The 24,402-nt window shown below is 42.9% G+C and carries 15 protein-coding genes, 1 pseudogene and 1 riboswitch; of the genes and pseudogenes, 13 read left to right on the forward strand and 3 right to left on the reverse strand.

Going from position 1 to position 24,402, the window contains the following annotated elements:
- Nucleotides 1–589 precede the first annotated feature (589 nt).
- A complete protein-coding gene (locus CSV73_RS08685; protein WP_085132735.1) occupies nucleotides 590–1,312 on the forward strand; it encodes a hypothetical protein in 723 nt (240 codons plus the stop codon).
- Nucleotide 1,313: 1 nt separating this feature from the next.
- On the forward strand, nucleotides 1,314–3,155 hold the full coding sequence (locus tag CSV73_RS08690; protein ID WP_099627231.1) for a hypothetical protein: 1,842 nt from the start codon (nucleotides 1,314–1,316) through the stop codon (nucleotides 3,153–3,155).
- Between the two features lie 220 nt (nucleotides 3,156–3,375).
- Here the strand turns inward: CSV73_RS08690 and CSV73_RS16340 are convergent, their stop codons facing one another.
- Together CSV73_RS16340 and CSV73_RS16470 are read right to left on the reverse strand one after the other, a co-directional pair.
- A complete protein-coding gene (locus CSV73_RS16340) occupies nucleotides 3,376–3,699 on the reverse strand; it encodes a hypothetical protein (protein ID WP_143560938.1) in 324 nt (107 codons plus the stop codon).
- Nucleotides 3,700–3,723: 24 nt separating this feature from the next.
- Nucleotides 3,724–3,900, reverse strand: a complete 177-nt coding sequence (locus CSV73_RS16470) for a hypothetical protein (RefSeq protein WP_158232317.1) — start codon at nucleotides 3,898–3,900, stop codon at nucleotides 3,724–3,726.
- Between the two features lie 323 nt (nucleotides 3,901–4,223).
- Here CSV73_RS16470 and CSV73_RS08695 point away from each other — a divergent pair, with 323 nt between their 5' ends.
- The 6 genes from CSV73_RS08695 (at nucleotide 4,224) to CSV73_RS08730 (ending at nucleotide 15,867) form a co-directional block, all read left to right on the forward strand.
- The gene (locus tag CSV73_RS08695) at nucleotides 4,224–5,111 is read left to right on the forward strand and encodes a nuclease-related domain-containing protein (protein ID WP_255407854.1); all 888 of its coding nucleotides are present in this window, start codon (nucleotides 4,224–4,226) and stop codon (nucleotides 5,109–5,111) included.
- Between the two features lie 833 nt (nucleotides 5,112–5,944).
- Entirely contained in the window at nucleotides 5,945–7,183 is a 1,239-nt protein-coding gene (locus CSV73_RS08705; RefSeq protein WP_099627234.1) for a CAP and S-layer homology domain-containing protein, read from the forward strand.
- 89 nt (nucleotides 7,184–7,272) lie between these two features.
- Complete coding sequence (locus CSV73_RS08710) at nucleotides 7,273–8,448, forward strand: S41 family peptidase (protein WP_099627235.1); 1,176 nt, start codon at nucleotides 7,273–7,275, stop codon at nucleotides 8,446–8,448.
- Nucleotides 8,449–9,115: 667 nt separating this feature from the next.
- Nucleotides 9,116–10,408 carry a nucleotide sugar dehydrogenase gene (locus CSV73_RS08720; protein ID WP_099627237.1) on the forward strand — a complete coding sequence of 431 codons (1,293 nt, stop codon included), beginning with the start codon at nucleotides 9,116–9,118 and terminating at the stop codon, nucleotides 10,406–10,408.
- Nucleotides 10,405–11,115 (forward strand): WecB/TagA/CpsF family glycosyltransferase, encoded by a 711-nt coding sequence (locus CSV73_RS08725; protein ID WP_099627238.1) that lies wholly within the window; start codon nucleotides 10,405–10,407, stop codon nucleotides 11,113–11,115. Before CSV73_RS08720 ends, CSV73_RS08725 begins: the two co-directional genes overlap by 4 nt.
- An 873-nt stretch (nucleotides 11,116–11,988) precedes the next feature.
- A complete protein-coding gene (locus CSV73_RS08730) occupies nucleotides 11,989–15,867 on the forward strand; it encodes an S-layer homology domain-containing protein (RefSeq protein WP_099627239.1) in 3,879 nt (1,292 codons plus the stop codon).
- 489 nt (nucleotides 15,868–16,356) lie between these two features.
- Here the strand turns inward: CSV73_RS08730 and CSV73_RS08735 are convergent.
- Nucleotides 16,357–16,605, reverse strand: a pseudogene (locus CSV73_RS08735) (integrase); the annotation flags it as partial.
- A gap of 100 nt (nucleotides 16,606–16,705) precedes the next feature.
- Here CSV73_RS08735 and CSV73_RS08740 point away from each other — a divergent pair.
- From CSV73_RS08740 to CSV73_RS08765, 5 genes are all read left to right on the forward strand, one after another.
- Nucleotides 16,706–17,056 carry a hypothetical protein gene (locus tag CSV73_RS08740; RefSeq protein ID WP_099627240.1) on the forward strand — a complete coding sequence of 117 codons (351 nt, stop codon included), beginning with the start codon at nucleotides 16,706–16,708 and terminating at the stop codon, nucleotides 17,054–17,056.
- Between the two features lie 215 nt (nucleotides 17,057–17,271).
- On the forward strand, nucleotides 17,272–17,565 hold the full coding sequence (locus CSV73_RS08745) for a hypothetical protein (RefSeq protein WP_199093019.1): 294 nt from the start codon (nucleotides 17,272–17,274) through the stop codon (nucleotides 17,563–17,565).
- Entirely contained in the window at nucleotides 17,565–17,906 is a 342-nt protein-coding gene (locus tag CSV73_RS08750) for a hypothetical protein (protein ID WP_099627241.1), read from the forward strand. Before CSV73_RS08745 ends, CSV73_RS08750 begins: the two co-directional genes overlap by 1 nt.
- Before the next feature lie 907 nt (nucleotides 17,907–18,813).
- The gene (locus CSV73_RS16475) at nucleotides 18,814–19,824 is read left to right on the forward strand and encodes an S-layer homology domain-containing protein (protein WP_158232318.1); all 1,011 of its coding nucleotides are present in this window, start codon (nucleotides 18,814–18,816) and stop codon (nucleotides 19,822–19,824) included.
- Between the two features lie 202 nt (nucleotides 19,825–20,026).
- A riboswitch (cobalamin riboswitch) is annotated at nucleotides 20,027–20,212 on the forward strand.
- A 139-nt stretch (nucleotides 20,213–20,351) separates the two neighbouring features.
- Nucleotides 20,352–24,224, forward strand: coding sequence for an S-layer homology domain-containing protein (locus CSV73_RS08765; RefSeq protein ID WP_233202866.1), 3,873 nt, complete (start codon nucleotides 20,352–20,354; stop codon nucleotides 24,222–24,224).
- Nucleotides 24,225–24,402 lie beyond the last annotated feature (178 nt).

A 24,402-nucleotide genomic window follows, 5' to 3' on the forward strand; every position in this document is an offset into this window, starting at 1 on the left:
TTAATTGATAAACTGGATGATGCGGCTTCATAGTAGACTCCTCCTTTATTGGTTTTACTCTATAAATACCAACAAAGAAGGAAGTATAACCCTATATTTTTTCTTAAGTTGACGCCTATGGTCGCCCCTCCTACGCGCCAATCCCTGCAGTGTGAGCGGGTGACAGTTATTGCAGTCATTGAAGTTAGGTTTGTAATTGGTTTGTACATGAAATATATTCAGTGACGACATTAGTTCAAACACTATCGTCAGTGAGTGTTTCTGCATCCATCCACCATAAAAAGTAGGATTGAAGCGGAAGTTGGGGGCGACTCTGGGAGGATCAGCGGGACGGTTGAAACACCCGGCGAGCAACGCGAGGGGTGTGGTTCACCGCCCGCCCTCCAGAAAGCGTCCCCCAGCTGGAGCGGAAATCCCATGAGTAATGTAACTTCACTCAGCATCTTTAATTGTTTAAAACTCCAACACTACTACCAAATTCTGCAACAAAACAAGACATTCGTTGCAAATTCGTCATTTTTTGATAAAGTAAGAGAGATAGAAACTGATATAATCAGTCGAATAAGTTGGAGGCAAAGGAGAAGTACATATGTATTCTACTTACGGTTACTGGCGTTCACTAGTTTATCCTGACCGACTTGCCGTTGAAATTGGGCAAGGAACCGTCACTGGGTTCAAACGCCGTGTGTTTAGCGTATTCATTTTGGGCATCATCCTGTTCGTCCTCCGCGATATGTGGGGCATGAATACCGGGACGATGACGTATATCTTGGCGAACGGTTCGCTCGATGATTTTACCATCGGCCGCATCACTGCATTGGTCGGTGCCATACTCTGGGCCATCATCTACATGTCGTTCCATTTCTGGGGCGTCGCATGGATTTTAAGCATGTTGACGAAAATTCCATTTAAGCCCTTGCTGAAGCTACAGCTAGTGGTCACGGGATTATTGCTAATCGAAAAACTCATCAATTTCCTGATCTTCGCGGTTGCTGGAAAAACAGCAGCGGTTTCGATTCTTTCATTCGGACCACTCGCGGTAACATTCTTGGATAATTGGTATCTCATTCTGTTTGTCAATCAATTGACGATTTTCTCTGCATTGATCGTGGCGGTTCAGTATCGCTTCATCAGCTTCTCGAAAGTGGAAACGTCACTTGTCGGTGAAGAAGTTATAGAGCATAAAGGTATCCGCAAGCATGCATTGTGGATGTTGATCGCATTGCAAGTGGTCTTTGCATTGATCACTGCGGCAGTTGGCTTTGCTCCTATCGAAAAAATGTTGAACTTGTTAATGATTGGAGGACTATAAGATGAAAGCACAAAATATCATCGTGACGGTCCTCGTTACAGCGTTTCTAGCTTTGAACATGTTTTTGGTGTTCGATGAAAAAAGTGTCATCCCGAAAGCGCAGTACGTCGGTGAGTACGAACGGTTGTCTGCGGATGATTACAAGAAAGAGCTCGACAAAGAAGGATTCATTTCACCGAAAGATTTGCATACTATCTACCTAAAAGACAACCAGACAATTGATTCGTGGCTCGTTCAAGAAGGGGAGACAGTGGACTTCGGAACTGAGCTCGCTTCATTGAAAGTGGATCACATCGATTCGCAACGCAATGAACTAGAATCGGAACTATCCGCGTTGCAAAATCAGTCGTCATCGATTTCACAAACGATCAGTAATTTGGAATATGAACAGTCCTCAGTGGGCGGTTCGAAAAACAATAGTGATTATTATGACACGAATGACGAGAAAAAAGTACGCGTTAATTTGAATGTAGGCATCGAAGTTAGAGAAGACGGAACGTTTGCGCAAGCGATTGCGGAAGCAGAACGAGATCTCGCTGAAGTGCAACGGAAAACGGAAATCGTCGAATCGCAGCTCGCAGAATTGCCGAATGAATCTGCCTTGACGAGTCCAGTAAGCGGCTATGTCGTAGCCATTAAACGCGATAGCGAGTCACCATCTATCGATATTTACAGCACCGACCAGACGATCGTCACATATGTACTCGACAATGAATGGCCAAACGTGGAAACGGGCGCACCGGTAACGATCCAGCATGACTCGATCCACACACCGTTCACACCGAAAGTCGATCCGAATCAACAACCAGAAGAACCAGTAGAGCCTGAAGAAACGGAAGACGGGATCAGCAGTGAAAAAGGTAAATCAGTCGCGTCTCTATCTGCTGACGGTGTACCACCGAGTACCGTGCCTTACGACGATCCGAAAACGGAAATCGACGGAACGGATGCACAACCGCCAGCTGTGAATCCGAACGCTGGATCAAATCCTCCTGAAGAAAACTTCGACGGCACTTCCGGTAACCCGGATGGTTCGCTCGACAAACCGGAAACACCGGTATCTTCACCGGACAACAATAACAACTCAGGCACGCGAGATACACCGAACACGGAGACACCGCCATCTACAGACACTCCAAACTCGGATGGGACGACAAATCCCGATGCAACACCTGAAGCTACACCGAATCCGGATGATGCAACAACAAATCCGGACGGAACGATCACGAATCCAGAAGTAAAGGATTCACCTGAAGGTAAGCCTGCATTAACGAATAAACAAAAGAAACTCGCTGAAGTACAAGAGCGCATCACTCCGGACTATCCAAATGACATCTCCACAATTAATGGAGTCGTCGTATCGGTATCCAAAGTGCCGGCGAAAGACGACGAGTGGTTAGAAGCGTATAAAGCCCTAGGCAATACACAAAAAGACAATCCACTAGCCTATTACGAAGTACGCATTGCGCCGTACGACGAGCAAATGGATTTGCCATTCGGCACAAACGTCAACACGTTCATTCAAACGAACGAAGCAAATCAAGCAGTCAGCATCAAAACAAACTGGCTGACAGATAAATACCAAAACAATGCGAAAATATGGACGCTAGACAACAATGGACGAGCAGTCCAAAACATGGTCGAAGCACCATTCACTATACTCGATCGAACAGTCCTCACAACGGGCATCGAACCAGGCGTGATCGCACTACACAACGAAGATCTGGACAGCAGCCTCGAGCACCAATCCGTCTTCCACCCACTTCCACTTTACCTACCGGAATGGGAACAATGGAAAACAACACCTTGGCAACACTACGTCCGGTATTTGATTAAACGATAAAAAACTGCCCGTAATTGGGCAGTTTTTTTCGTTTTTGTGGGGGGTTCTGCAGGGGTGTTTCTGTTGGCCGCTCTGCTGGGCGCTCTATATAGCTTGTTATCCGCTCTATTTATGTAGTTGAACGCTCTATGAAACCTTTTAAGCGCTCTATCATCTCGTGTAATCGCTCTATGAATGCGCTCGAGCGCTCTATCAAGCCAATCAACCGCTCATTGGAGTATTACATCATGAAATCAGGCAAGGCGAAGCCGCGCCGCTCATACATTCTGTTTAAGTGCTCTATTAGCCAGGCTAACCGCTCAATATTCCTGCTTAAGCGCTCTATCCGGCCATCTGTCCGCTCTATTGCGACCAATAACCGCTCTATCAAGCCAATCAACCGCTCAATGAAGTAGTACATCATGAAATCAGGCAAGGCGAAGCCGCGCCGCTCATACATTCTGTTTAAGCGCTCTATCAGCCTAGCTAACCGCTCAATATTCATGCCCAAGCGCTCTATCCATCCGCTTATCCGCTCTATCGCGACCAATAAGCGCTCTATCAAGCCAATCAACCGCTCAATGAAGTATTACATCATGAAATCAGGCAAGGCGAAGCCGCGCCGCTCATACTTTCTGTTTAAGCGCTCTATTAGCCAGGCAAACTGCTCAATATTCATGCTCAAGCGCTCTATCCATCCGCTTATCCGCTCTATCACGACCGACAAGCGCTCTATCAAGCCATCTATCCGCTCAATCGCATGCAACCACCCACAACCCCAACATGACTAAAGACATATTTTCAAACAAAATACCAACATATATCATTCTCCAAACCCATAAAATTGAATTCTCCCCAACAAATCCACTTCAAAATTGAATTTCACCCCTCAAAAATCACTCAAAATCGAATTTCTCCTAATACTTCCCAATTCACGACGCCCTTGATACAATAAATATACGCTCTAACAATCCAAATAGTGGGAGGTGAAACAACATACTCTATAAAACTCGCACGATCCCCAAACTGATCATCGGCCAACAGGCGCTTCTAAAACGCTTACCAGTTAATCATGACAAATACGAAAAAATCCGCACTGATTTCTACAACGGCAAAGCGGGCTTCGGAGGGGAGAGGGAATTCGACTACCAATTAAGAGACTTCATCCCGCCGTATCCGCACGCCATCCTCCACGACGTTTTCCTGAAACACGAACATGCCTATTTCCAAATTGATTCCATTTTAATTACCCCGAGCACCATTGTCTTGTTCGAAATCAAAAATATTGCAGGCAAATTACACATCAAGCAAAGTCCGACCCAATTCATTCGCGAATCAGTCAACGGGGAACGCACCGTCTTGAGAAGTCCAATCGAAGAAATGGAACGCAAAAAACACTATTTCACCAGCTGGCTGCAAGCGCGTAACATCGACATCCCTCTCGTCGACTACATCGTTTTCGCCTACCAAAACGAACTCACCATCGAAAACACATCGTCCCACCGGCTCGTATTTTCATATGAAATTCCCAACCGTCTGAGAAATTTGGAAATGAAGAGTGAACTATTGAGCGCGAATCAAATCAAGAGATTGGCGAATGAACTCCTAAACACACACCGCCACTATGATCCATTTCCGCTAATCGAAAAGTACGCACTGTCCATAAAAGACTTAGCAACCGGTGTCGCGTGCCCGCATTGCGAACAATTGATGATGATGTGGCGGACCAGAAGTTGGCAGTGCCGAGCGTGCGGCCATATCGATCGCCATGCCCATCATGCTACGCTGGCGGAATGGTACTGCATCGGCGGCGCGCAACTCACCAATCAGCAATTCCGCCACTTCACCAACATCCACTCTCGCCACATAGCGAAACGAATGCTAGCCAACCCCTTCACCGAAATGTCCGGCAAAAAGCGCAACGCCATCTACCAACTCTCTCCGAAACTCCTCCACACAGAAAATCTACATTTGTAAAAGCAACCAAACCAGCGCATAAGCTTTTCATGCGCTGGTTTCTTAATGAAATCAAATAACGTATTCGCTCATAAGGAGATCTGCGCTACCCAAAACCTCCGCGCGCTCAATGTTTCTCCTTAACCGATCAATCGCCACGCCCAACCGCTCTATCCACCCCGTTCAGCGCTCTAACTGCCCCAATAACCGCTCAATCCAGCCGATGCCCCGCTCTATGTAGACCAATATCCGCTCAATCCCCACGGCCGGACCGCCCATAAGGAGTTCCGCGCTATCCCAAACTCCCGCGCGCTCAATGTTTCCCGCTAACCGCTCAATCCCCACGCCCAACCGCTCTATCCACCCCGTTCAGCGCTCTAACTGCCCCAATAACCGCTCAATCAAGCCAGTGCTCCGCTCTATGCAGACCAATATCCGCTCATCCCCACGGCCGGAACGTCCATAAGGAGTTCCGAGCTATCCAAAACTCCCACGCGCTCAATGTTTCCCGTTATCCGCTCAATCCTCACGCGAAACCGCTCTATCAACCCCGTTCAGCACTCTAACTGCCCCAATAACCGCTCAATCAAGCCAATGCTCCGCTCTATGTAGACCAATATCCGCTCAATCCCCACGGCCGGACCGCCCATAAGGAGTTCCGAGCTATCCAAAACTCCCGCGCGCTCAATGTTTCCCGCTATCCGCTCAATCCCCACAATCCCCACGGCCCAACAGCTCACCCCCAATCCACCCCCAACCCCCAAAAAAACAAAGTCATCCAACAAATTTCGACAATACCCCTACCAAAACACATGCCAAATCCCGTATACTCTTAACAAAAGGGGGACGTTTATATGAATCTAGCTTACGACAAAAAAATATTCTTAAGTACTATAGCGATGGCCGTTGCGGTATCTGCAGTAGGAGTTACTGCATCTGCGCCGGTGGAGGCTGCGAAACCGGTTGCGTTTAAGGACGTACCCGAGAAGCATTATGCCTACGATGCGGTCATGTATATGGCTGCCAATGGAATTATCAAAGGCTATGCCGACAATACATATCGCCTGAATAAACCTGTCACTCGGGCTCAGGCGGCTAAGATGATCGCCGTTTCCATTGGAGCGAAGCCGAGCCATGCGTATAAAATGGATTTCAAGGATGTAACGAAAGACAACGGGTCATATGATCATATTCGCGCATTGACACAGCGGGGGTTATTCAAGAATGCGGATAAATTCAATCCGAATAAACCCCTAACTCGCGGACAAATGGCGAAGCTACTAGTCCTTGGGTACCATATTGTCACGGACGATAATGATTTCATTATTTTTGATGATGTCCAGAAGAGCAGCGGGGCATATGCATACATTATTACGATTGCGGAACTCAATATCACGACGACGCGTCCAGGGGGCAAATTTAATCCGAATGAACCTGTTACTCGTGGCCAAATGGCGGCATTTTTGTACCGTACGATGCAATTCGACGAAAATCGCAAAAATGGATTGATTACGTATGACAATAAAAAGAAAGGCTATGTCGATCGCGATCAAAACTTGATCAAGCCGAATCCTGATAATCAAAAGCCAACACCTGAAAAGCCAAAACCAGTACCGCCGACGCCGAAACCGGATCCACCGAAACCAGTTCCGCCAAAACCAACACCACCCGCTACAAAACCGGAACCAACAAAACCTGAACCTGAAAAGCCTTCATTGGCGGCACAGGTGATTATTAACGTGAACGTGAAACGACAAAATGCCAAAATTGGCAATCTACGGGCGGATCCCGCGCTCAACCGGATTGCGAGCGCGAGAGCGGAAGACTTGGCGAAGCTCGGGGAATTATCGCATATTACGCCGACATATGGCACGGCTGAAGAGTTGCTGCAGAAATTTGATTATAAATGGACGGCTTATGGTGAAAACATTGGGGCTGGCTTCCATGATGCGCTGGAAATTACAAATGCTTGGTTAGCATCGCCTGCGCATAAAGAGAATCTATTAAGCCCAGTATTTACGCATATGGGAGCAGGTACGGCACCCGATCCAACGGGTAAAATCTATTGGGTCACACTATATTCGAAAAAATAATTATAGTTAGCCGCTTAATCGCTGGTGTATAGGGTATAGTGGAAAGATACATACTTTTACCAAACCCACCGTATAAAGGAGGAGACGCAATGAAACAAACTCTGATTGCAGTAGCAGCTGTTTTTGCCTGGCTCTGCTTAACACCCGCCACCGAAGCCGCGACTCTTGACGAAGTGAAAGAAATTGTCGATTTGTACTATTATGGCGATAAGCCTACTAATCTTCACAACGCGAGAAACGTCACTGAAGTCGTACGTCAGCTCGATGAATACTCGGTGTACATGACGCCCGCTGAATATAAAGACTATCTCAATCAATACGCAAGCGCTGAAGCACCGGCGCAAGTCGCTACTGTTACGGCACCGCACAATCCAAACAATGTGAGTTCGAATATGATGTACGGAAACGTCGGGTATATGAAGATCAAGACATTCTCTGCGCATCTACAAGAAGACGTCAATACCCATTGGTCACGTTTGAAAGCCGCAGGAGCGAAGAAACTGATTTTGGACTTACGTTTTAATGGGGGCGGCTATGTTGACAGCGCCGAGCAATTACTAGGCTTCTTCCCGAAAGTAAAAGAAGCATACAAACTGCAAACACGCATGGGGACACAGTCAGGGAAAGTCGTCCCAGCGAAAAACAAATTCCCGGTAGACACGTACGTACTCGTCAATCGCTACTCAGCTTCCGCTTCTGAAATTGTGGCAGTCAGCCTCAAAGACCAAAGCGCGGCGAACGTAGTAGGAGAGACGACAAAAGGAAAAGGTAGCGTTCAGTCGTTATTTGAATTAGAAAATGGCGGCGCGCTGAAGCTAACGACAGGTCACTATACAGGACCTAAAGGAACACCCGTACAACATATAGGCGTCGAGCCGAATATTAAAATGAAATCGGGAACGGAGCACACGGGCATGCACAAACGCCTTGTTACTTCTGACTTGGCCGCGCGGGGCTACCAGTTCATCAAAGGGCCAACCGCTGTAGCGCAATCAAAAATATTCAACGTCGAGTTCACGCAGAACATGAACTTTGGTCCAGCGAAAGATTTCAACAAGATGGAACTTGTGAAGTTCGGAAGCGTCTCTATACAAACGGCTAAAAAGGCTAGTAATGAGAAGACGATGACGATCCAGCCGGCGAAACCGATGGCGCTTGGAGCTGAGTATATGCTCATTGTTCATCCGGGGATAGCAGGGGCTAACGGGTTGAGTGTGGTGAAAGGGACGTATACGCCTTTTACTGTGCGAGCACGGGCTAAATAAATTGGTGATGAGGGCGAGAAGTTGGTATACTGTATAGATGGAATAGAATTAAAACTTAGGTGCTCTTAGTAGATGGGGTGAGGGTGGAGGCAACGTGGATCGACGCTGCAGGCGGATGCTTTCCCATGGGCTCGCGGTGAGCCAACCAGTTCGCTTTGCTCTCTTTGGTTGTCTCACCTGATCGAGCTGATCCATCGGGAGTCCCCGCCTTCCGCTTACGATCCACTGGTTATTCTTCTGGAGTTTGTGTGGAAGTGCTTAAAAAGTATTCATTCTTATATAATGTATTTGCTAGAACAAAGGATGAAGAGATTCATCCTTTCTCTTTGAAATTAGATGTGTTGGGTGTTGCGTTCTTGAACTTGAAATTCCAACACAAAGAAAAAGTGGTCACTAACTGTTACCGTAATATAGGTAGGATCGGAACGGCAGGCGGCGACTCCCGGAGGATCAGCGTGAGTTCGAGACCCTGGACAGGTGCCTTAATTTCTGCAAAGTACGCAGAAATACGGCAAAGCGAACTCTCCGTGGTTCGCTTGGCTCAAGCCATGCCCGCAGGAAAGCGTCCGCCTGTAGTGTAGATCCCAACCCCCACACAAAGTCTCACACAGTTCCACAAAGACACATCACTACAACCTAAAACAAGAAAGCGAAGGTATCATACACTATGGAAAAGAAATTATGCGTAGTAGGCCTAGGTTATATCGGTCTTCCAACTGCCGTTATGTTTGCGAACAGCGGCGTTCAAGTACATGGCGTCGATCGTAACGAACGCGTCGTTCAGCTGATCAACAATAAACAACTACATATAGAAGAAAACGGTTTGCAAGAACGTTTGGAGAAAGCGGTAGACGAAGGGCACTTCCAAGCGTCTACTACACCGGTAGAAGCAGACGTCTACATCATTGCTGTACCGTCACCGATCAATCCGGACAATACCGCGAACTTAGAATTCATCCGTGCAGCAACTGCATCGATCGTGCCGTTCGTCAAAAAAGGCGCACTGGTAATCTTGGAATCCACAGTTCCACCGAAGACGGTCGAAAACGTCATGTTGCCCGAATTACGTAAAACGGATCTAATTATTGGAGAAGAACTATTCGTTTCTCACTCACCTGAACGCGTTATTCCAGGTAAGATCTTTGAAGAACTAGTAAACAACGACCGTATCGTTGGTGGTGTTAATGCGAAATCGGCAGAAATGACGAAGGAACTTTACGAAGTGTTCGTCAAAGGGACGATCCACTTAACGGACGCTACCACAGCGGAACTCGTTAAAGTCATGGAAAACACGTACCGCGACGTCAACATTGCATTTGCCAATGAACTCGCAAAGATTGCAGAAGGGATCGACGTGGACATTTGGGAAGCGATTAAGTTTGCAAACTTCCATCCACGCGTCAATATCCATACACCAGGCCCAGGCGTCGGTGGTCACTGTATCGCAGTCGATCCATGGTTCTTAGTGGAATTGGCACCTGAAAAAGCGGATATTATCAAAAAAGCACGTCTAACGAACGATGGCATGCCGATGTATACAGCGAAACGCGCACAGCGTTTGCTTCAAGAATACCATATCGAAAACGGTAAAGTGGCGGTTCTCGGTCTTGCATTTAAAGGGAACGTCGACGACATGCGCGAAAGTCCGTCAACGAAAGTAATTGATTCTCTGCAAGATTTGGGTCTAGATGTCGTTTCATTCGATCCGCACATCAAAGAATTACAGCATTCGACGCAAGTTGCAACGCTCGAAGAAGCAATCGGCACAGCGGATCTTCTTCTATTAACTACAGACCATGACCAATTTAAACAATTGAATCCGGCAGACTTGCAGACGAAACAGCCAAGACCGATCATATTGGATACGAAAAATGCTCTCCCAGCAGATAAATGGGAACAAGCAGAATATAGATTCTTCAAATTAGGCGACGGCAAAAAAGAGGGGCAACTGTACAAATGAAAGAAGAAATACTAGGCGTCTCCGTTAACACGGAGAACTACGACGAACTGATTCCGAAAGTCTTCGAGAATATTGAAGAAGGAAAGAAATCACTTATCGTCGCGATCAATCCGGAAAAGCTCATGAAAGCTAAAGAAGATCCAGAACTAAAAGCATTGCTGAACCGAGCAGAATTCCAAATCCCGGATGGCATCGGTGTAATACTGGCATCCAAGCTGAAAAAAGGTCAGATCCGTTCGCGTGTGACAGGAATCGACATGATGGACCGCGTCGTACAGGAAGCCGCCATACGTGGAAAACGCATTTTCCTCTATGGCGCAAAACCTGGCGTGGCGCAAGAAGCGGCTGCGAGATTGCAAGTCATGCATCCAAACATTCAAATCGCTGGTATTCAGCACGGTTATGAAAAAGATGTACAAGTCGTCCTCGACACGATTAACCAAGCGAAACCGGATATATTATTTGTGGCGATGGGTTCACCGAAGCAAGAACAGTGGATTGAACAACACCGCGACCAGTTACATCCGACGTTGTTCCAAGGCGTAGGCGGATCATTCGACGTGCTAGCGGGCAATATCAAACGCGCACCGGCAGCATTCCAAAAAGCAGGAGCGGAATGGTTGTATCGATTGCTACTTGAACCAAGCCGGATTAAACGTCAAATGAATTTGCCGAAGTTTTTGGTAGAGGTGTATCGGAAGAAGTAAGGGTAAAGAAATAAGATAGGCAAGTAAGGGCTAGGGGTTGGGGATTTGCGCTTCAGAGGGGACGCTTTCTGGAGGGCCCGCGGTGAGCCAACTAGTCACTGCGTTCCTTTAGTTGTCTCACCTGATCGGGCTGATCCTCCCAGAGTCGCCCCTCTTACGCTCCAATCCCTTACGAGGTGAGTGGGTGGCACTTATTGATGCTCATTGAATATAGGATTGGCATTGTATTGGAATTTGAACTTGAACTTGAACTTAACCTAAGTCAAAGATAACAATAATTAGCATACTATCTCTAATGAGTGAATCAAGTATCTCCACTATCAACGTAGGATGGAAGCGTCCCCAGCTGTAGCTTCCATCCCAACCCACTAACCTAGTTCTCTAGTATTACAAAGTAAATCTACTAATTAATTCAACCAACTAACGAAAGTAAATTAAGAAATATTATACTATTAAGTTACTATCTTGTAATCTATTGAACTTGGTGATAGAATACGAAGTTGTAAGGATAATTTTCTCTTTAGCATATAGCACTATAGGTGCAAAGCGTTACGGTTGGTTGACCGCAAACAAAAAGGCTTGAACAGTTCCCATCTGTTCAAGCCTTTTTGTTTGGCAAAAATCTCTTGCATGCCCAACATCCCTTCTTTTTAAAACGCTTTGGAAAATACTTGTATTATATTAATCTTTCGATACAATAGTAGATGGGGCAAAAATATTTTGTCGCACCGTGCTATTAGACTAGTATATAATCCAAGATTCAATTGACTTTTAGCACATACTTATCTATACTTTAAGTTGTAATGCCTACTACTTTCATACATAGGTAGTAACTGGCAAAAACAAGAGATAATACGAGGAGGAAATTATTTAATGGCTAACCAACCAACGAAATATCGCAAGTTTGTAGTAGGGGCTGCTTCAGCTGCACTAGTAGCATCAGCAGTAGCACCAGTAGCAATGGCTGCAACTTTCACTGACGTAAAAGACAACAACTCACACAAAGAGGCAATCGACGCTCTTTCTAATGCAGGTGTAATTTCAGGTTATGAAGACGGAACATTCAAACCAAACAAAACACTTACTCGTTCTGACGTAGTAAAATTGATGGGTAAATGGTTAGTATCTGAAGGTTATAAAGTACCTACAGACTACAAAACTAAACCACGTTTCTCAGACTTGAAGACTACATCTAACGATGAGCTTCTAAAAATGTCTGCACTAGTGTATGACAACGGAGTATTCGTTGGTAAACCAGACGGTTCACTAGATGCAAACGGCGACATCACTCGTGAAAACATGGCAATCGTTCTTGTTCGTGCATTCGACCGCGTACATGATATTGACCTAACTTCTTACGTGAAAGACCAAGACTTCAAGAAAGACGTTACAGATCTAGGCAAAGCGAAAGCTGAAGCTCGTCCTGCTATCGACGTTCTAGACTTCTTCGACATCACAAACCCAGCTGCACCAGAATTCAACCCTAAATCAACAACAACTCGTGGACAATTCGCTTCATTCCTTTACAAGACTACTCAAGCAGACTTCAGTGAAGTTGGCGGCGGAATTGTAGCTCCTGGAGTTGCATCTGTTAAGGCGGTTAACGCAACTACTGTTGAAGTTGAAATGAAAGACAAAGTTGAGAACATCAACTCTTTGAACTTCAAAATTGACGGTTTGACTGTATCTAACGCTGCAGTAAAACAAACTAACGATAAAGTAATCGTATTAACAACTGCTACTCAAAAAGGCGGAGAAAAGTACACAGTTACTTTGAATGAAAAAGCAATTGGTTCATTCACTGGTATTTCTGCTGTTGTTCCTGAAAAAATCAGCTTGAACACGAAATCAGTTCAAGGTGTTGTGGGTCAACAAGTTATCCTTTCTGCTAACATCGGCGTGAAAGAAGCAGGCGTTCCTGTAACTTTCAACGTAAAAGCTAACACAACAGGTACATTGAACAAGGACCAAGTATTTGAAGTAGTAACAAATGCTGACGGTATCGCTACGTTCTCTTACACTCAATACAATGCTGGTAACGATACAGTAACTGTATACCCTACTGGTAAAGCAGATCTTCGTGAACAAGGTACAGTTTATTGGGAGAATGCTGCTCAATTAACTATCAAAGACATCACGGAAGCTACTACACTAGCTAACGGATCTAAAAAAGCATACGAAATCAATTCTGAAAAGAATGCAAACAAATATGTGTTTGTTACATTCAAAGAAAACTTGAACGTTACACCTGATAAATTGGTGAAAACAATTAAAGCTGAAGGCGTAACTACGTATAACCTAGATACAGTAACAGGCGTACCAACAACTACATCTGCTGACTACCCTTACAAAGCATCTACAGGCGGCGAAGCAGTTATCGCTGTTAAATTAGATGGTAAAGGTAAAGCAAACCTAGTTCTTACAGGATCTAATGCAACTGCTACTCCTATCGTTTATGAAGGTAAGCAATTGTCTAACACAAATGGCACAAGCCAACTAAACTTTGATGCAAAGTATGATGCAAGAGCAATGCAAGCATCAGCTACACCTGTTACATTCAACGTACAACATGCACTTGGATTAACAATCAAAGCTGAAGGCGTACAAAATGCAGCAACATACAAAAACGCTACAGAAACAGGCGGCCGTGATTACACAGTTACTTTCAACACGAAAGACGGTAAAGCAGCAGCTCCTGGAACAGTTGTAAATGTTGCGATTGATACAGAAAACATCAAAGGTTCTTTACGCCTATTGGATTCTGACAATAAAGCAGTTACACCTACACAAGATGGTAAAATCAACATCTATAAAGTATTAGTAGAAAAAGACGGCCAAGCGAAATTTACAGTTGCAAGCACTGTTGAAAATGACTATGTAGCTCCTGTTGCATTCATCGACAACGGCAAAACAAACGGTAAATTGGATGCTGACGATCTACAATCTAATGGCGAAGTAACATACTTTGTAGACGCTGTTAACTACACTGCTAACTTGAAGGCTGTTGATAAAAACGGTAAAAAAGTTACTACAGTTGTTGCTAACGGTGCAGAGCCTGCAACATTCATTTATCAGCTAGTTGACCAAAACGGTAAGCCACGTTCTTCTACAGATGCAACTACTGTATCATTTGAAGTACAAGCTGGTACTGGTAACCTTTCTGCTAATGGAACACTTGTTGCAGCTGGAACAACTAAAACAGTTCCTGCAGTAATTGGTGCAGGTCAAACTGAAGCAAAAGTACAGGTTACAGCTTCTGCTCCAACAAATGCAACAGTAAGCGCAACTGGATCTAAAGCAGGCGTTGTATTGCCTTCTACAAATCCATCATCTGTATCTGTGAACTTCTCTCAATATGGTTCAGCAGCTATTACAGGTACTGTAACAAACCTTAACACTACACTTGAAGTGTTAACAATCAATGATACGGTATACACTTATGCAAATGCAAAAGCATACCAAATCAAAGGTAGTGCAGTAACAAAATCAGCATTTGAAAATGAAATCGTAACTGGTACATCTAAAGTATCTGTAACAGTTGATGCAGATGGCAAGTTTACGTTTAACGTTCTTGATGCTAACACTGGAAATCCAGGAACTGGTACAAGTACAGCAGTAGTTGATCAGTTGAAAAATGCTACAACAGATGCTGCTAAGACAGCGGTATTGAAAGCAGCTTACCCAGAGCTATCTGACACTCAAGTAGCGGCATTATTAACTCCTGTTAAAACTAAAGTTAATGATGGAACAATTAATGCTTCAAATTTACAAGCAGACTATGATTCATTATTCGTTTCTGTTAAATCAGCAGTGGCACTTGATACAACAGGAGATGGTAAAGCTGATGCAGTTGAACTTACGTTCTCGGAAAATCTAGCTAATCCAACTAACTTGCTACCTGCAGATTTCGCAGTAACTAATGGAACAGTAAGTGCTGTCGTTGATGGAACTGCTAGTGATAATAAAGTTCGTTTAACTATCACAGGAGCTACTTCTACAAATGTTGGTACATTAACAGTTAAGTCTACTACAACTAATCCAGTTGCAGGTAAAACATTAGTTTCTGGGTCGATGGCAGTAGAAGCTGCAACAATTGAAACTGGTGTAGCTGGTAATGGAGTTGTTTCCCAAGCCGGAGATGCGGGAACTAAGCAAATTCAAACTTTAACTGCTACTGCAGCAACAGCAACTGGTGACGCAATTGTATCTATTGTTGCAAAAGGATTTAATGGAGACGCACCATTAAATATTAACGTACCTGTTATAGCTAGTGATGATGCTGGTACTGTTGCAACAAAAACATTTAACGCTCTAAAAGCTAATACTACGGTTACTAATTTCTTTGATGTAACATTGTCTACAGATGATGTGATTTTAACAGCAAAAACTGCAGCTGCTGATGATACTACAATGAAAGTAACTTTGGCTAATAACGTTACTCTTGCAACGGCTGCTAATACTGCTGGTGTGGCTCCGAAACAAGAAACTGTAAATATCACTATCACTTCTGGTGCAACAAATGCAGCTGGAACTGCATCAATCAAATTGGTTGATGGAACATTCAATAAAACTATTTCTGCTTCTGTTGCTAAAACAGATTCAACTACAACTGTTGCTGGTAAATTATTTGCAGCACTGATTGCAGATACTGACGTAACTGCTCACTATACTGCTTCTCTCAATGGTGCTGTAATTACTTTAGTAGATAACACTCCTGGTGTTGGAACTGTAACTACTGTAACAGTAAAATAAATTAATAAGCGATGCCTGTGCACCACACAATTCAGGCGTTCTTCAGATAATATGTTAGTTTAATAGCTGAGGAAAAATGATCCTGCGGAAAGCAATTTCTGCAGGGTCTTTTTCTGCTCTGAGAATGCTCCTTCTCGGCACTATTCTAGTAATAGCCATTAGAATGAAGAGATGAGCTAAGGAAGACTATCAATTTAATCGTAGTTTTCATACCCATTCCTCTCCTCCTAACAAAGCATTCCATATTGTGTTGGCTTGCCGTATTTAATGCGGTGTCTTACTTGATCATCGTGTCGCCTTCAAAAAGTCCATCCGGACAGAAATCACTAAGATTTCGCCGGATGGCTTTTCTTATTCCCATGAAGAGTATCAGAAATCCATCTTCACTTCATTCATGCAGTATACAAAAAAGTACCCATAAGAAAAGAAAGGCATGCCAAAGAAGCCTTTCTTGAAAGGGTAAAAAATTTTAAGCGAGTGGAGGCTGGGCTAAGCTACTTTCTTATATGTATGATAGAGACCATTTAGTACAGGTATCGCCTCAAGCTTTGTCTCTTCTGCTGAAGTCGGGAGATACGTTGGTGAAGTAATTGGCGTCTTGCCGTTTATGCCTTGATGTGTCCAATCATTGTTGTAATAGCTGATGTATTTTCGTAACAGCGAATGTAAATGTCGCTCATTCAGTGGGTTGATGTAGTCCAACAGTTCTCTCTTCACCGTACCAATGACTCTTTCTTCATAAGGGTTTTGTCATGGCAAGCGATTGTTTTACTATAATAGGTAACAACATCGTTCTAGTATGCTATCCTTATAGGATTACAATAAAGATGGTGAAACGATGAAGATTGTCTTTTTTATTTTGCTGATTCTCCCCATACCTCTCTATATTAACGGTCATCCCTTTTTATGTTGGCTTGCAGTGTGCAATGCAGCATCGTATCTAGTTGTAGGATTATTGATTCCTCATTTAATAGCTAAGTCAGCTATGGGCAAGTTCAAGTCAACAATAGATATGTTGGAACAACAAGGAGCTACTCCGGAAGAAATAGAAAAAGCATTTCAGGAAGAAATAGTTATTACAGAACAAGATCGTCAAGCAGTGCCAATTTGGATTTATTACATATCTTTAAGCCATGTATTAATTGGTGCAGTATTAAGCGGTATCGGCATCTTGTTTTTATTCCGGTAAGTAAACTGAAGGTATCTGCGCATTACACAGTTCAGGAAAATTCTGAAAATATGTTGATGTAAATGGATAAGTGTCTTCTGATCGAGTACATTGGTTCGGGAGCTTTTTTCTGTTTCGACTGCATTTCCAAATATATATTATAATCCTGAATAATCTAAACAAGCCTTACTTCCTTTGTGGAGGTAAGGCTTGTTTTAATTGGAGGGATTTAAACGATGAAGTATGAATTACAGACGGAACAAATGAAGTTATTGGTAGTAAAAGAAGAGACAAAGAAACCTGTACCAGCAAAACGAGTAGACATTGTATCTTTACGTATGGTGAAAGAATCATGTTTACTGTACAAGAATCGTTCTATTAAGAGTCTTGAAGATGGATTTCTTCTGTTCAAGCAGTTCTTAGGTGAACTTGACCGAGAATATTTCGTTCTCATGTGTCTTGACGTACTTGACCACCTCATCATTGGAGAAGACAAGTTTGTATCATTAAAAGAAAAGGGGTATCTATGATGACTAAACAAGGGAATGAAGGTGTTCTCATCTCCAGAGAAGTTCAATGGTTTGTTGACACGTTACGGAAAGATTATGGAATCCGGGTAACTGCACAAGAAGTAGGGTATGAAGGATTGGAACTTGGCATGGATGAAGTAGATGAAGTATTCATTCCGAAAGAACTGTTTGAAGTTATACCCACAACCATGCTCTATGAATTGATGATTTTGGATGAATCAAAAGGGAATGTTTGGTCCGGAACGATTGGCTTCTACCCGAATTCTCCTGAATGGTGTTTACAAGTCATCATGAAGAACGATGAATTACAGCTGCGAAAACTATTGTCGCTTCTTGACTGAATTACACGACAAAACTACTTAACCTAGCAACTTTTCTCACGACAATTCTACGTTGAAAAAAGCTAAAGCAGCACAACTGTTGCAGGGTAAGAAAACCGTTGATTGTCATGCGACTAAAAGAGGCGACAGTATTATATATTCTGTCGTCAGTTTCAGTGAGTGCCCTAATTAAATCTAAAGGAGATGCTTTTATGTGGAAGACTCTTGCAACGACAATTCTTGTACCTGTGTTGGCAGAGGTTGCAAAAGGACTAACGCTCTTTCAAGAAACTTATAAACCAACACTGGAGTACGCAGTTGGCTTGCAAACTTTTTTAAAGAGACTCAGATTCACTCTTCATCCCCACCTATTCAAACGGACGTTCTGTACGCGTTTATAGAAAAAGGGAGTCGATTTAACAATTGTCAGTAAAATTTCCAGACATTCTATCATTAAACAGCGTACCTATGCATCACACAACTCAAAAATCACTCTGACAATTCATCATTATACAAGGAGAGGAAACGAATAATCTAGAAATCAATCAGGAAGCTCTTTTTCAAAATTAGATACGCAAATTCTTTTATTCTACAATTGAGGTCAGTTATGGAAAAGTTACTGTTTATTTTTATTAAAAATGTCCTTAATCCTGTTTACTTATTATGTCACAATTAATCTCATCCAAATTACCTGCATCTTCACTGACTTGCAAAGCAACATTTATATTACGCATAGAATTCCCTGAGGAAGAATTTGAACTTATAGGACTGCGAAAAGCAGATGAGATGAGGTCGGTTAGATTAAAGTATATTTGAAAATCTAATACATTAAATGGCATATTATTAAAAAAATATATATGCATACTATTAATCATTGTTATAATGGCATAGTACTATATATATAGAATTATGAAGGAGGAAAAGATGCATGGCGATTCGTTCCAAACAAAATCAATTATTAATCGCGCTTGTTGTATTGGTCGTTCTAATCACTACACCGATTTCTACAAGTGCAAAAGGGTTTTTGGACACAGAGAACAGCTCACACGAAAAGGCGATTGTAGAACTAGTTGAACAAGGTGTTATTTCGGGATATCCAGATGGGACGTTCAAACCGAACAAGACAATATCACGTTCCGACGTAGTGAAGATGATGGGCAAATGGCTTGTGTCTCTGGGGTACGATATTCCGGAAGATTATCAAACGAAGCCCCGATTCACTGATAGTAAACAAATCGCTAATGAAGAACTGCTGAAATATGCAGCGTTAGTAAAAGATCAAGGGGTATTTAACGGACAAGCTGACGGTTCTCTTAATCCGACTGGAGAAATTACTCGTGAAAATATGGCGATTGTACTTGTTCGAGCATATAATGCCATTCATAAAACAGATCTTGTGGGATTTGTGGCGAAGCAGACATTTACAAGAGATGTAAAAGATTTAGGAAAGGCGAAATTAGAAGCACGATCATTTATTGATGTGCTCGACTTTTTCGATATTACCAATCCTGTGATTTTATCATTTAATCCGAAAAACACCACAACACGCGGACAATTTGCAACGTTTTTATATAAAACAGCATCTGTTCCGGTGCCTCCTGAAGAAGACAAGCCACAGCCGCCAACTGATAAATCTCCAGTTTGGCAATATAATGGCGAGCAGCAGTTAAATGTGAAAAATGGAGCGACATTTACACTTCCAGCAGTTCAGGCAATTGACTATTCAGGTAAACAGATTGCGCTTCGGACTGTCATTACCGATAATGCAGGGAATGTTATTAATGAAATCAACACTTCAAACGGTGGCACTTATACGATCACCTATAGCGCGATAGACGAAGCAGGGAACAGAGCGAAAGATTTAATCATCACAGTGTATGTAGCTCTCCCGTCACCTACTGAAGAAGATGACGGATTTGTAATAGAATCGATTACGTAAATAAATGTCATCCATCTGCTGATGTAAAATTGGCAGGTGGTTTTTTATAGAGGGTAATTGCATATATCAAAGGTGTTGGTTTAACGTAATCCATTATTAATCATGCATCATCAAAAGAAAATGTCGAACTTAAATGTAAATTCTAGGAATATATCGTTTAGTGCTATTGCATATTGCCAGATTGTTAACTATGATAGTAGTAACTAAATAATAATATATTGGTTCTCTGTTTATCACAGAGATGAAAAAGGAATCAGGTGAGAATCCTGAACGGTCCGGCCACTGTAAATGGGAAGTGACTTCTATAAAGCCACTAGTTGAAAAACTGGGAAGGCAGAAGAAACGATGATCCATAAGTCAGGAGACTTGCCAATGTATGTTGCTTTTAAACCTTCCGGAGAAAGGTGTGCAAACGGTATCACTCAATTGGTCTGTCTATCTATTGAATATACGTATGCTCTGATCTCTCATTCGGGAGGTCAGGGCATTTTTATTTAAATGACTTTAGAAGGAGAGAACACATTTTGGTGAAATTAAGTAGAACGGCATTCTCGGCTTTTTTAAGTTTGTTGCTCGTTTTTTCTATGTTGCTACCAACGATCCATGCTGCTGACATTGATAGTGCCGATGCAACACTTAAGCAACTTAGTCTGGATAGTCAAGACGATGTAACTAATGAAGGACAGGATTCGGAAGCTACCACAGATGACGAATCTGAAAAGACGATTCCAGTCAGTGTTAGAATTGAGGGATATGATAAAACTATCGTTCCTCTAACAGAATTTGAAATTGCACCATATGATATTAGCCATGCGCTTCGAAGTAGCAAAGGAAATGAACCACCGCTTGCTCTTCATGCGATTGTTAAAGCGCTTGAATTACAAGGACATGATGTCTCAGATCGTAAGAGATTCGATTTTGGCGGCGGAAATTTCATTAGTAATATAGATGGTTTGAAAATGAATTCAGTAAATCCGGGTCTAGATGGCTGGATGTACTATGTGAATAATGAATTCACCTATTATGGCGTAGGTCAACATGAATTACAGCCTAATGATGAGATTACAATGTTTTTCACCACGAATTATGGATCTGTGAAGTATTCGTGGTTTAATCAATCGTATCTCACTACGCATGTGAATGAAGAGGTCGCACTAGAACTGAATACAGTTGATGGTACGATTGGCGATGCAACTATTCTTGTCAATGAACAACCATTCGAGGTGGATGGAAAGGTAATACGGACAGATGAGCAAGGTGTTGCGAAACTGCAATTCACAGAGCCTGGTGAATATCATGTTTCTGCGAAGCGAATGGATGGGGAATTTAGTAATATTACGCGTCCTTATAGCAAGATTTTAGTGGAAGCAAAAGAAGTAGTTTCACCGGAACCAGAACCAGAGAAGCCGGAGGAACCTGAACAGCCAATTCAGCCAGATCCAGTACCTGGCTATACGGTGGATACATTATTGAATAATGTATTTAAGTTTTATAATAAAGAGAGACTCAATGGAGTTGGGGGCGTAAATCTTACTTGGACTGAAGTAGTAGCCTTACAAGCTACCAACTATTTGGCCAGCAGCGATCATTCATTGCCAGATTGGATTGAAAAAGATCCAGGATTAGATGAAAACACATATGATACAGAACATATTCGCTATATTTTCGCATTGCTTGCATCGGGTGAAGATCCGTCCAAGGCATGGGAAACTGAACGGAATTTATATGCTGAGTTAGCAGCTCAGCAGAAAGAAGACGGAGCTATTGGTGGAGTGAACAAGCATGTTTGGGCAATGCTGGCATTGGACACTGGCGAAAAACTAGGTCAAGATGTCGGAAGCTGGAATACTGCAAGCAAACAGAAGGCGCTTGATCACCTGCTTGGGCATCAATTATCAGATGGCGGATTTTCCTTTTCTGGTAAGACGGCAGACCCTGATATGTCAGGCATGGCTTTGCTGACATTGGCAAATTATCAAGATAACAGTGCAGTAGAGAATGCCATACAGCGTGTTAAAGATATATTACGTGAAAAACAATTAGCAACAGCTGGATGGGGATCATTTGGTTCAGAGAACTCCAATAGTATTGCCACAGTTATTTCTGGCCTGGTTGCGATTGGAGAAGATCCACTTTCAGATAGTTGGAAAAAAGGTGATGTAACACCACTTGACGCATTACAAAGTTTTCAATTAGCGAATGGTTCATTTACCTATACATTAGGACAGTATGCAGGAACTAATATAAAAGCAACGGAACAATCTCTCATTGCTTTACATGAAATCAAAACCGGAAAGTCAGTATGGGCGCAATTAGCAGTTCCTTCCGAACAGCCAGAAGTGCCTGTTGAACCGGAACCTGAAACCCCGACTGAACCGAAGCCTGAAACCCCAACTGAACCATCACAGCCGACTGAACCGGAAGAGCCTAATACTCCGACAGATCCGGTAGTGCCTGTTGAGGGTAAAGTAACTCTTTCCGTAGAGAAAAGAACGATGGGACAGGGGGATGCAATTCCTGCTATGCAAGTGTCTCTTCAAAACGGTGACACTGCCTATACAGTATTACGTCGTATAGCTGGAGAAAAAGGAATTGACGTAATAGCAACTGGAGCTGGTCCAGATGTGTACGTGAAAACTATTGCGGGGCTTTCTGAATTTGATGGCGGCCAAAAGAGCGGCTGGATGTATTCAGTCAATGGGGACTTCCCTCAATTTAGTGCGGGCATTTATACATTGCAAGATGGAGATGTTCTTCGCTGGCAATATACAAGAAATCTAGGGGAAGACTTAGGACAAGTGTGGGACCCGGAAGATAAAGAGGAAGATGTAAAACCGGGTGACAAAGAAGATCCGGATAAGAAGCCTGAAGAAAATGGAAAGCTTCCTGAAGATATTGACAAGACACCAGAAGTTACTCCGGATATGACAGAACAATTAGAAGCGACTTTGGAAAATGTTCAACAAAAACTGTTACGTGATGGCGTTCAAACAGAATGGCAATCAATCGGATTATTTAGATCAGGCGCTCAAGTGCCGGCCGATTACAAAAAAGTATTTGAACAGAACGTACAGGAACAGATTATTAGTAAAGTCGGTACGGGCCGAGCGAAGATCACGGACATTGAAAGATTGATCTTAGCAGCTGGCGCGATTGGAGTAGATCCGACAGACGTAGACGGTAAAGGGTTGAATTTAGTAGCGAAGATTTATGACAGTGAAAAACGTCCGACTGGTGAAGATAGCTTGACCTTCCAAGGAAATAACGGAATTATTTTCGCTTTGATTGCTTTGGACTCGAATAACTACGAAGTTCCAAAGGATGCTAAATGGAATCGTGAAAAATTGGTTGCAGAATTATTGAGTAATCAAAAAGTGGATGGATCATGGAGTTTGGAGACCACTACTTCCGGAACAACAAGCGTGGATATTACTGCAATGGCATTAGCTGCGCTCGCTCCTTATAAAGAGCAGGCGGATGTAAAGAAAGCAATTAACAACACAGTTGCATTTTTATCGAAAGCGCAAGGACCAGAAGGTGGTTATCATGAATCATTCGCGGGTGGGGTTTCTAGTGAAGCTACTGCTCAAGTGATTATCGGTTTAACTGCAAATGGGTTTAATCCTAGAAGCGATGCATTTACGAAGAATAACAAGAATTTACTAGATCACTTGCTAAGTTTTAAAGCTACTGATGGCGGTTTCAAGCATTTGGTGACTGAGCAGCAATCGAACGGCATGGCAACAGAACAAGCTCTGCTTGCTTTAGTAGCATATGACTTACTCGTTAAAGGGAAAGGTTCAATATATGACTTCACTGACGTGGCAATAAAGCCAGTGCCTAAGCCTGAACCAACACCTGATCAAGTATTTTCGGATTTAACTACACACTGGGCTGCTGATTACATTCAGCAAGCAGTGAAAAATGGAATTGTTACTGGATATAAAGATGGCACATTCAGACCAAATCAGTCATTGACGCGTGCGCAGGCTGTTTCGATACTCGTCCGCTCACTTGATTTGAAAACAGATAAAAAAGATCCGTTTACAGATACAGTAAATTATGCAGATGAAACGCGTGCAGAAATGGCAGCTGCTTATCATCATGGTTTGGTCAAAGGGAAAGATGGTAAGTTCATGCCGGCAGCTAAAGTGACACGTGCTCAAATAGCATTAATGTTTTATCGTGCGTATGAAATTCAAAACGGCACAAAATATAATGGGAAAACGAAAACACCGTTCCCAGACATCAAGAAATACGACGCGGAAGCACAAAAAGCGATTGGTATGTTATATAATCTAGAAATGGCGTCAGGAGAATATGGTCAGTATATGCCAGGAAATTCTACAACTCGTGCTCATGCAGCAAAAATGATAATAGAATTTTCAGAAGTAAAATGAATTAAATAAGAAAGTTACTTAATACCCCCTTCAACCTTACATTATAGGTGAAGGGGGTATTTAATCTGTCATCATGCTATTCAGTATAAAAAGAGTAGTGAATCTTGTGGAAATGGAAATAATAACTAAAAAGAAGAGTCTTAAGAATCATTTACTGCTTGTTCTTGTTATCAAATTT

It is taken from the genome of Sporosarcina sp. P1 (assembly GCF_002743155.1).
Lineage (GTDB): Bacteria > Bacillota > Bacilli > Bacillales_A > Planococcaceae > Sporosarcina > Sporosarcina ureae_B.

Excerpts from the sequence above, each read along its gene's own strand:
- CSV73_RS08685 (WP_085132735.1), top strand. The coding sequence starts at position 590 with ATGTATTCTACTTACGGTTACTGGCGTTCACTAGTTTATCCTGACCGA.
- CSV73_RS08690 (WP_099627231.1), top strand. The coding sequence starts at position 1,314 with ATGAAAGCACAAAATATCATCGTGACGGTCCTCGTTACAGCGTTTCTA.
- CSV73_RS08710 (WP_099627235.1), top strand. The coding sequence starts at position 7,273 with ATGAAACAAACTCTGATTGCAGTAGCAGCTGTTTTTGCCTGGCTCTGC.
- CSV73_RS08705 (WP_099627234.1), top strand. The coding sequence starts at position 5,945 with ATGAATCTAGCTTACGACAAAAAAATATTCTTAAGTACTATAGCGATG.
- CSV73_RS08725 (WP_099627238.1), top strand. The coding sequence starts at position 10,405 with ATGAAAGAAGAAATACTAGGCGTCTCCGTTAACACGGAGAACTACGAC.
- CSV73_RS08720 (WP_099627237.1), top strand. The coding sequence starts at position 9,116 with ATGGAAAAGAAATTATGCGTAGTAGGCCTAGGTTATATCGGTCTTCCA.
- CSV73_RS08750 (WP_099627241.1), top strand. The coding sequence starts at position 17,565 with ATGACTAAACAAGGGAATGAAGGTGTTCTCATCTCCAGAGAAGTTCAA.
- CSV73_RS16475 (WP_158232318.1), top strand. The coding sequence starts at position 18,814 with ATGGCGATTCGTTCCAAACAAAATCAATTATTAATCGCGCTTGTTGTA.
- CSV73_RS08745 (WP_199093019.1), top strand. The coding sequence starts at position 17,272 with ATGAAGTATGAATTACAGACGGAACAAATGAAGTTATTGGTAGTAAAA.
- CSV73_RS08740 (WP_099627240.1), top strand. The coding sequence starts at position 16,706 with ATGAAGATTGTCTTTTTTATTTTGCTGATTCTCCCCATACCTCTCTAT.
- CSV73_RS08730 (WP_099627239.1), top strand. The coding sequence starts at position 11,989 with ATGGCTAACCAACCAACGAAATATCGCAAGTTTGTAGTAGGGGCTGCT.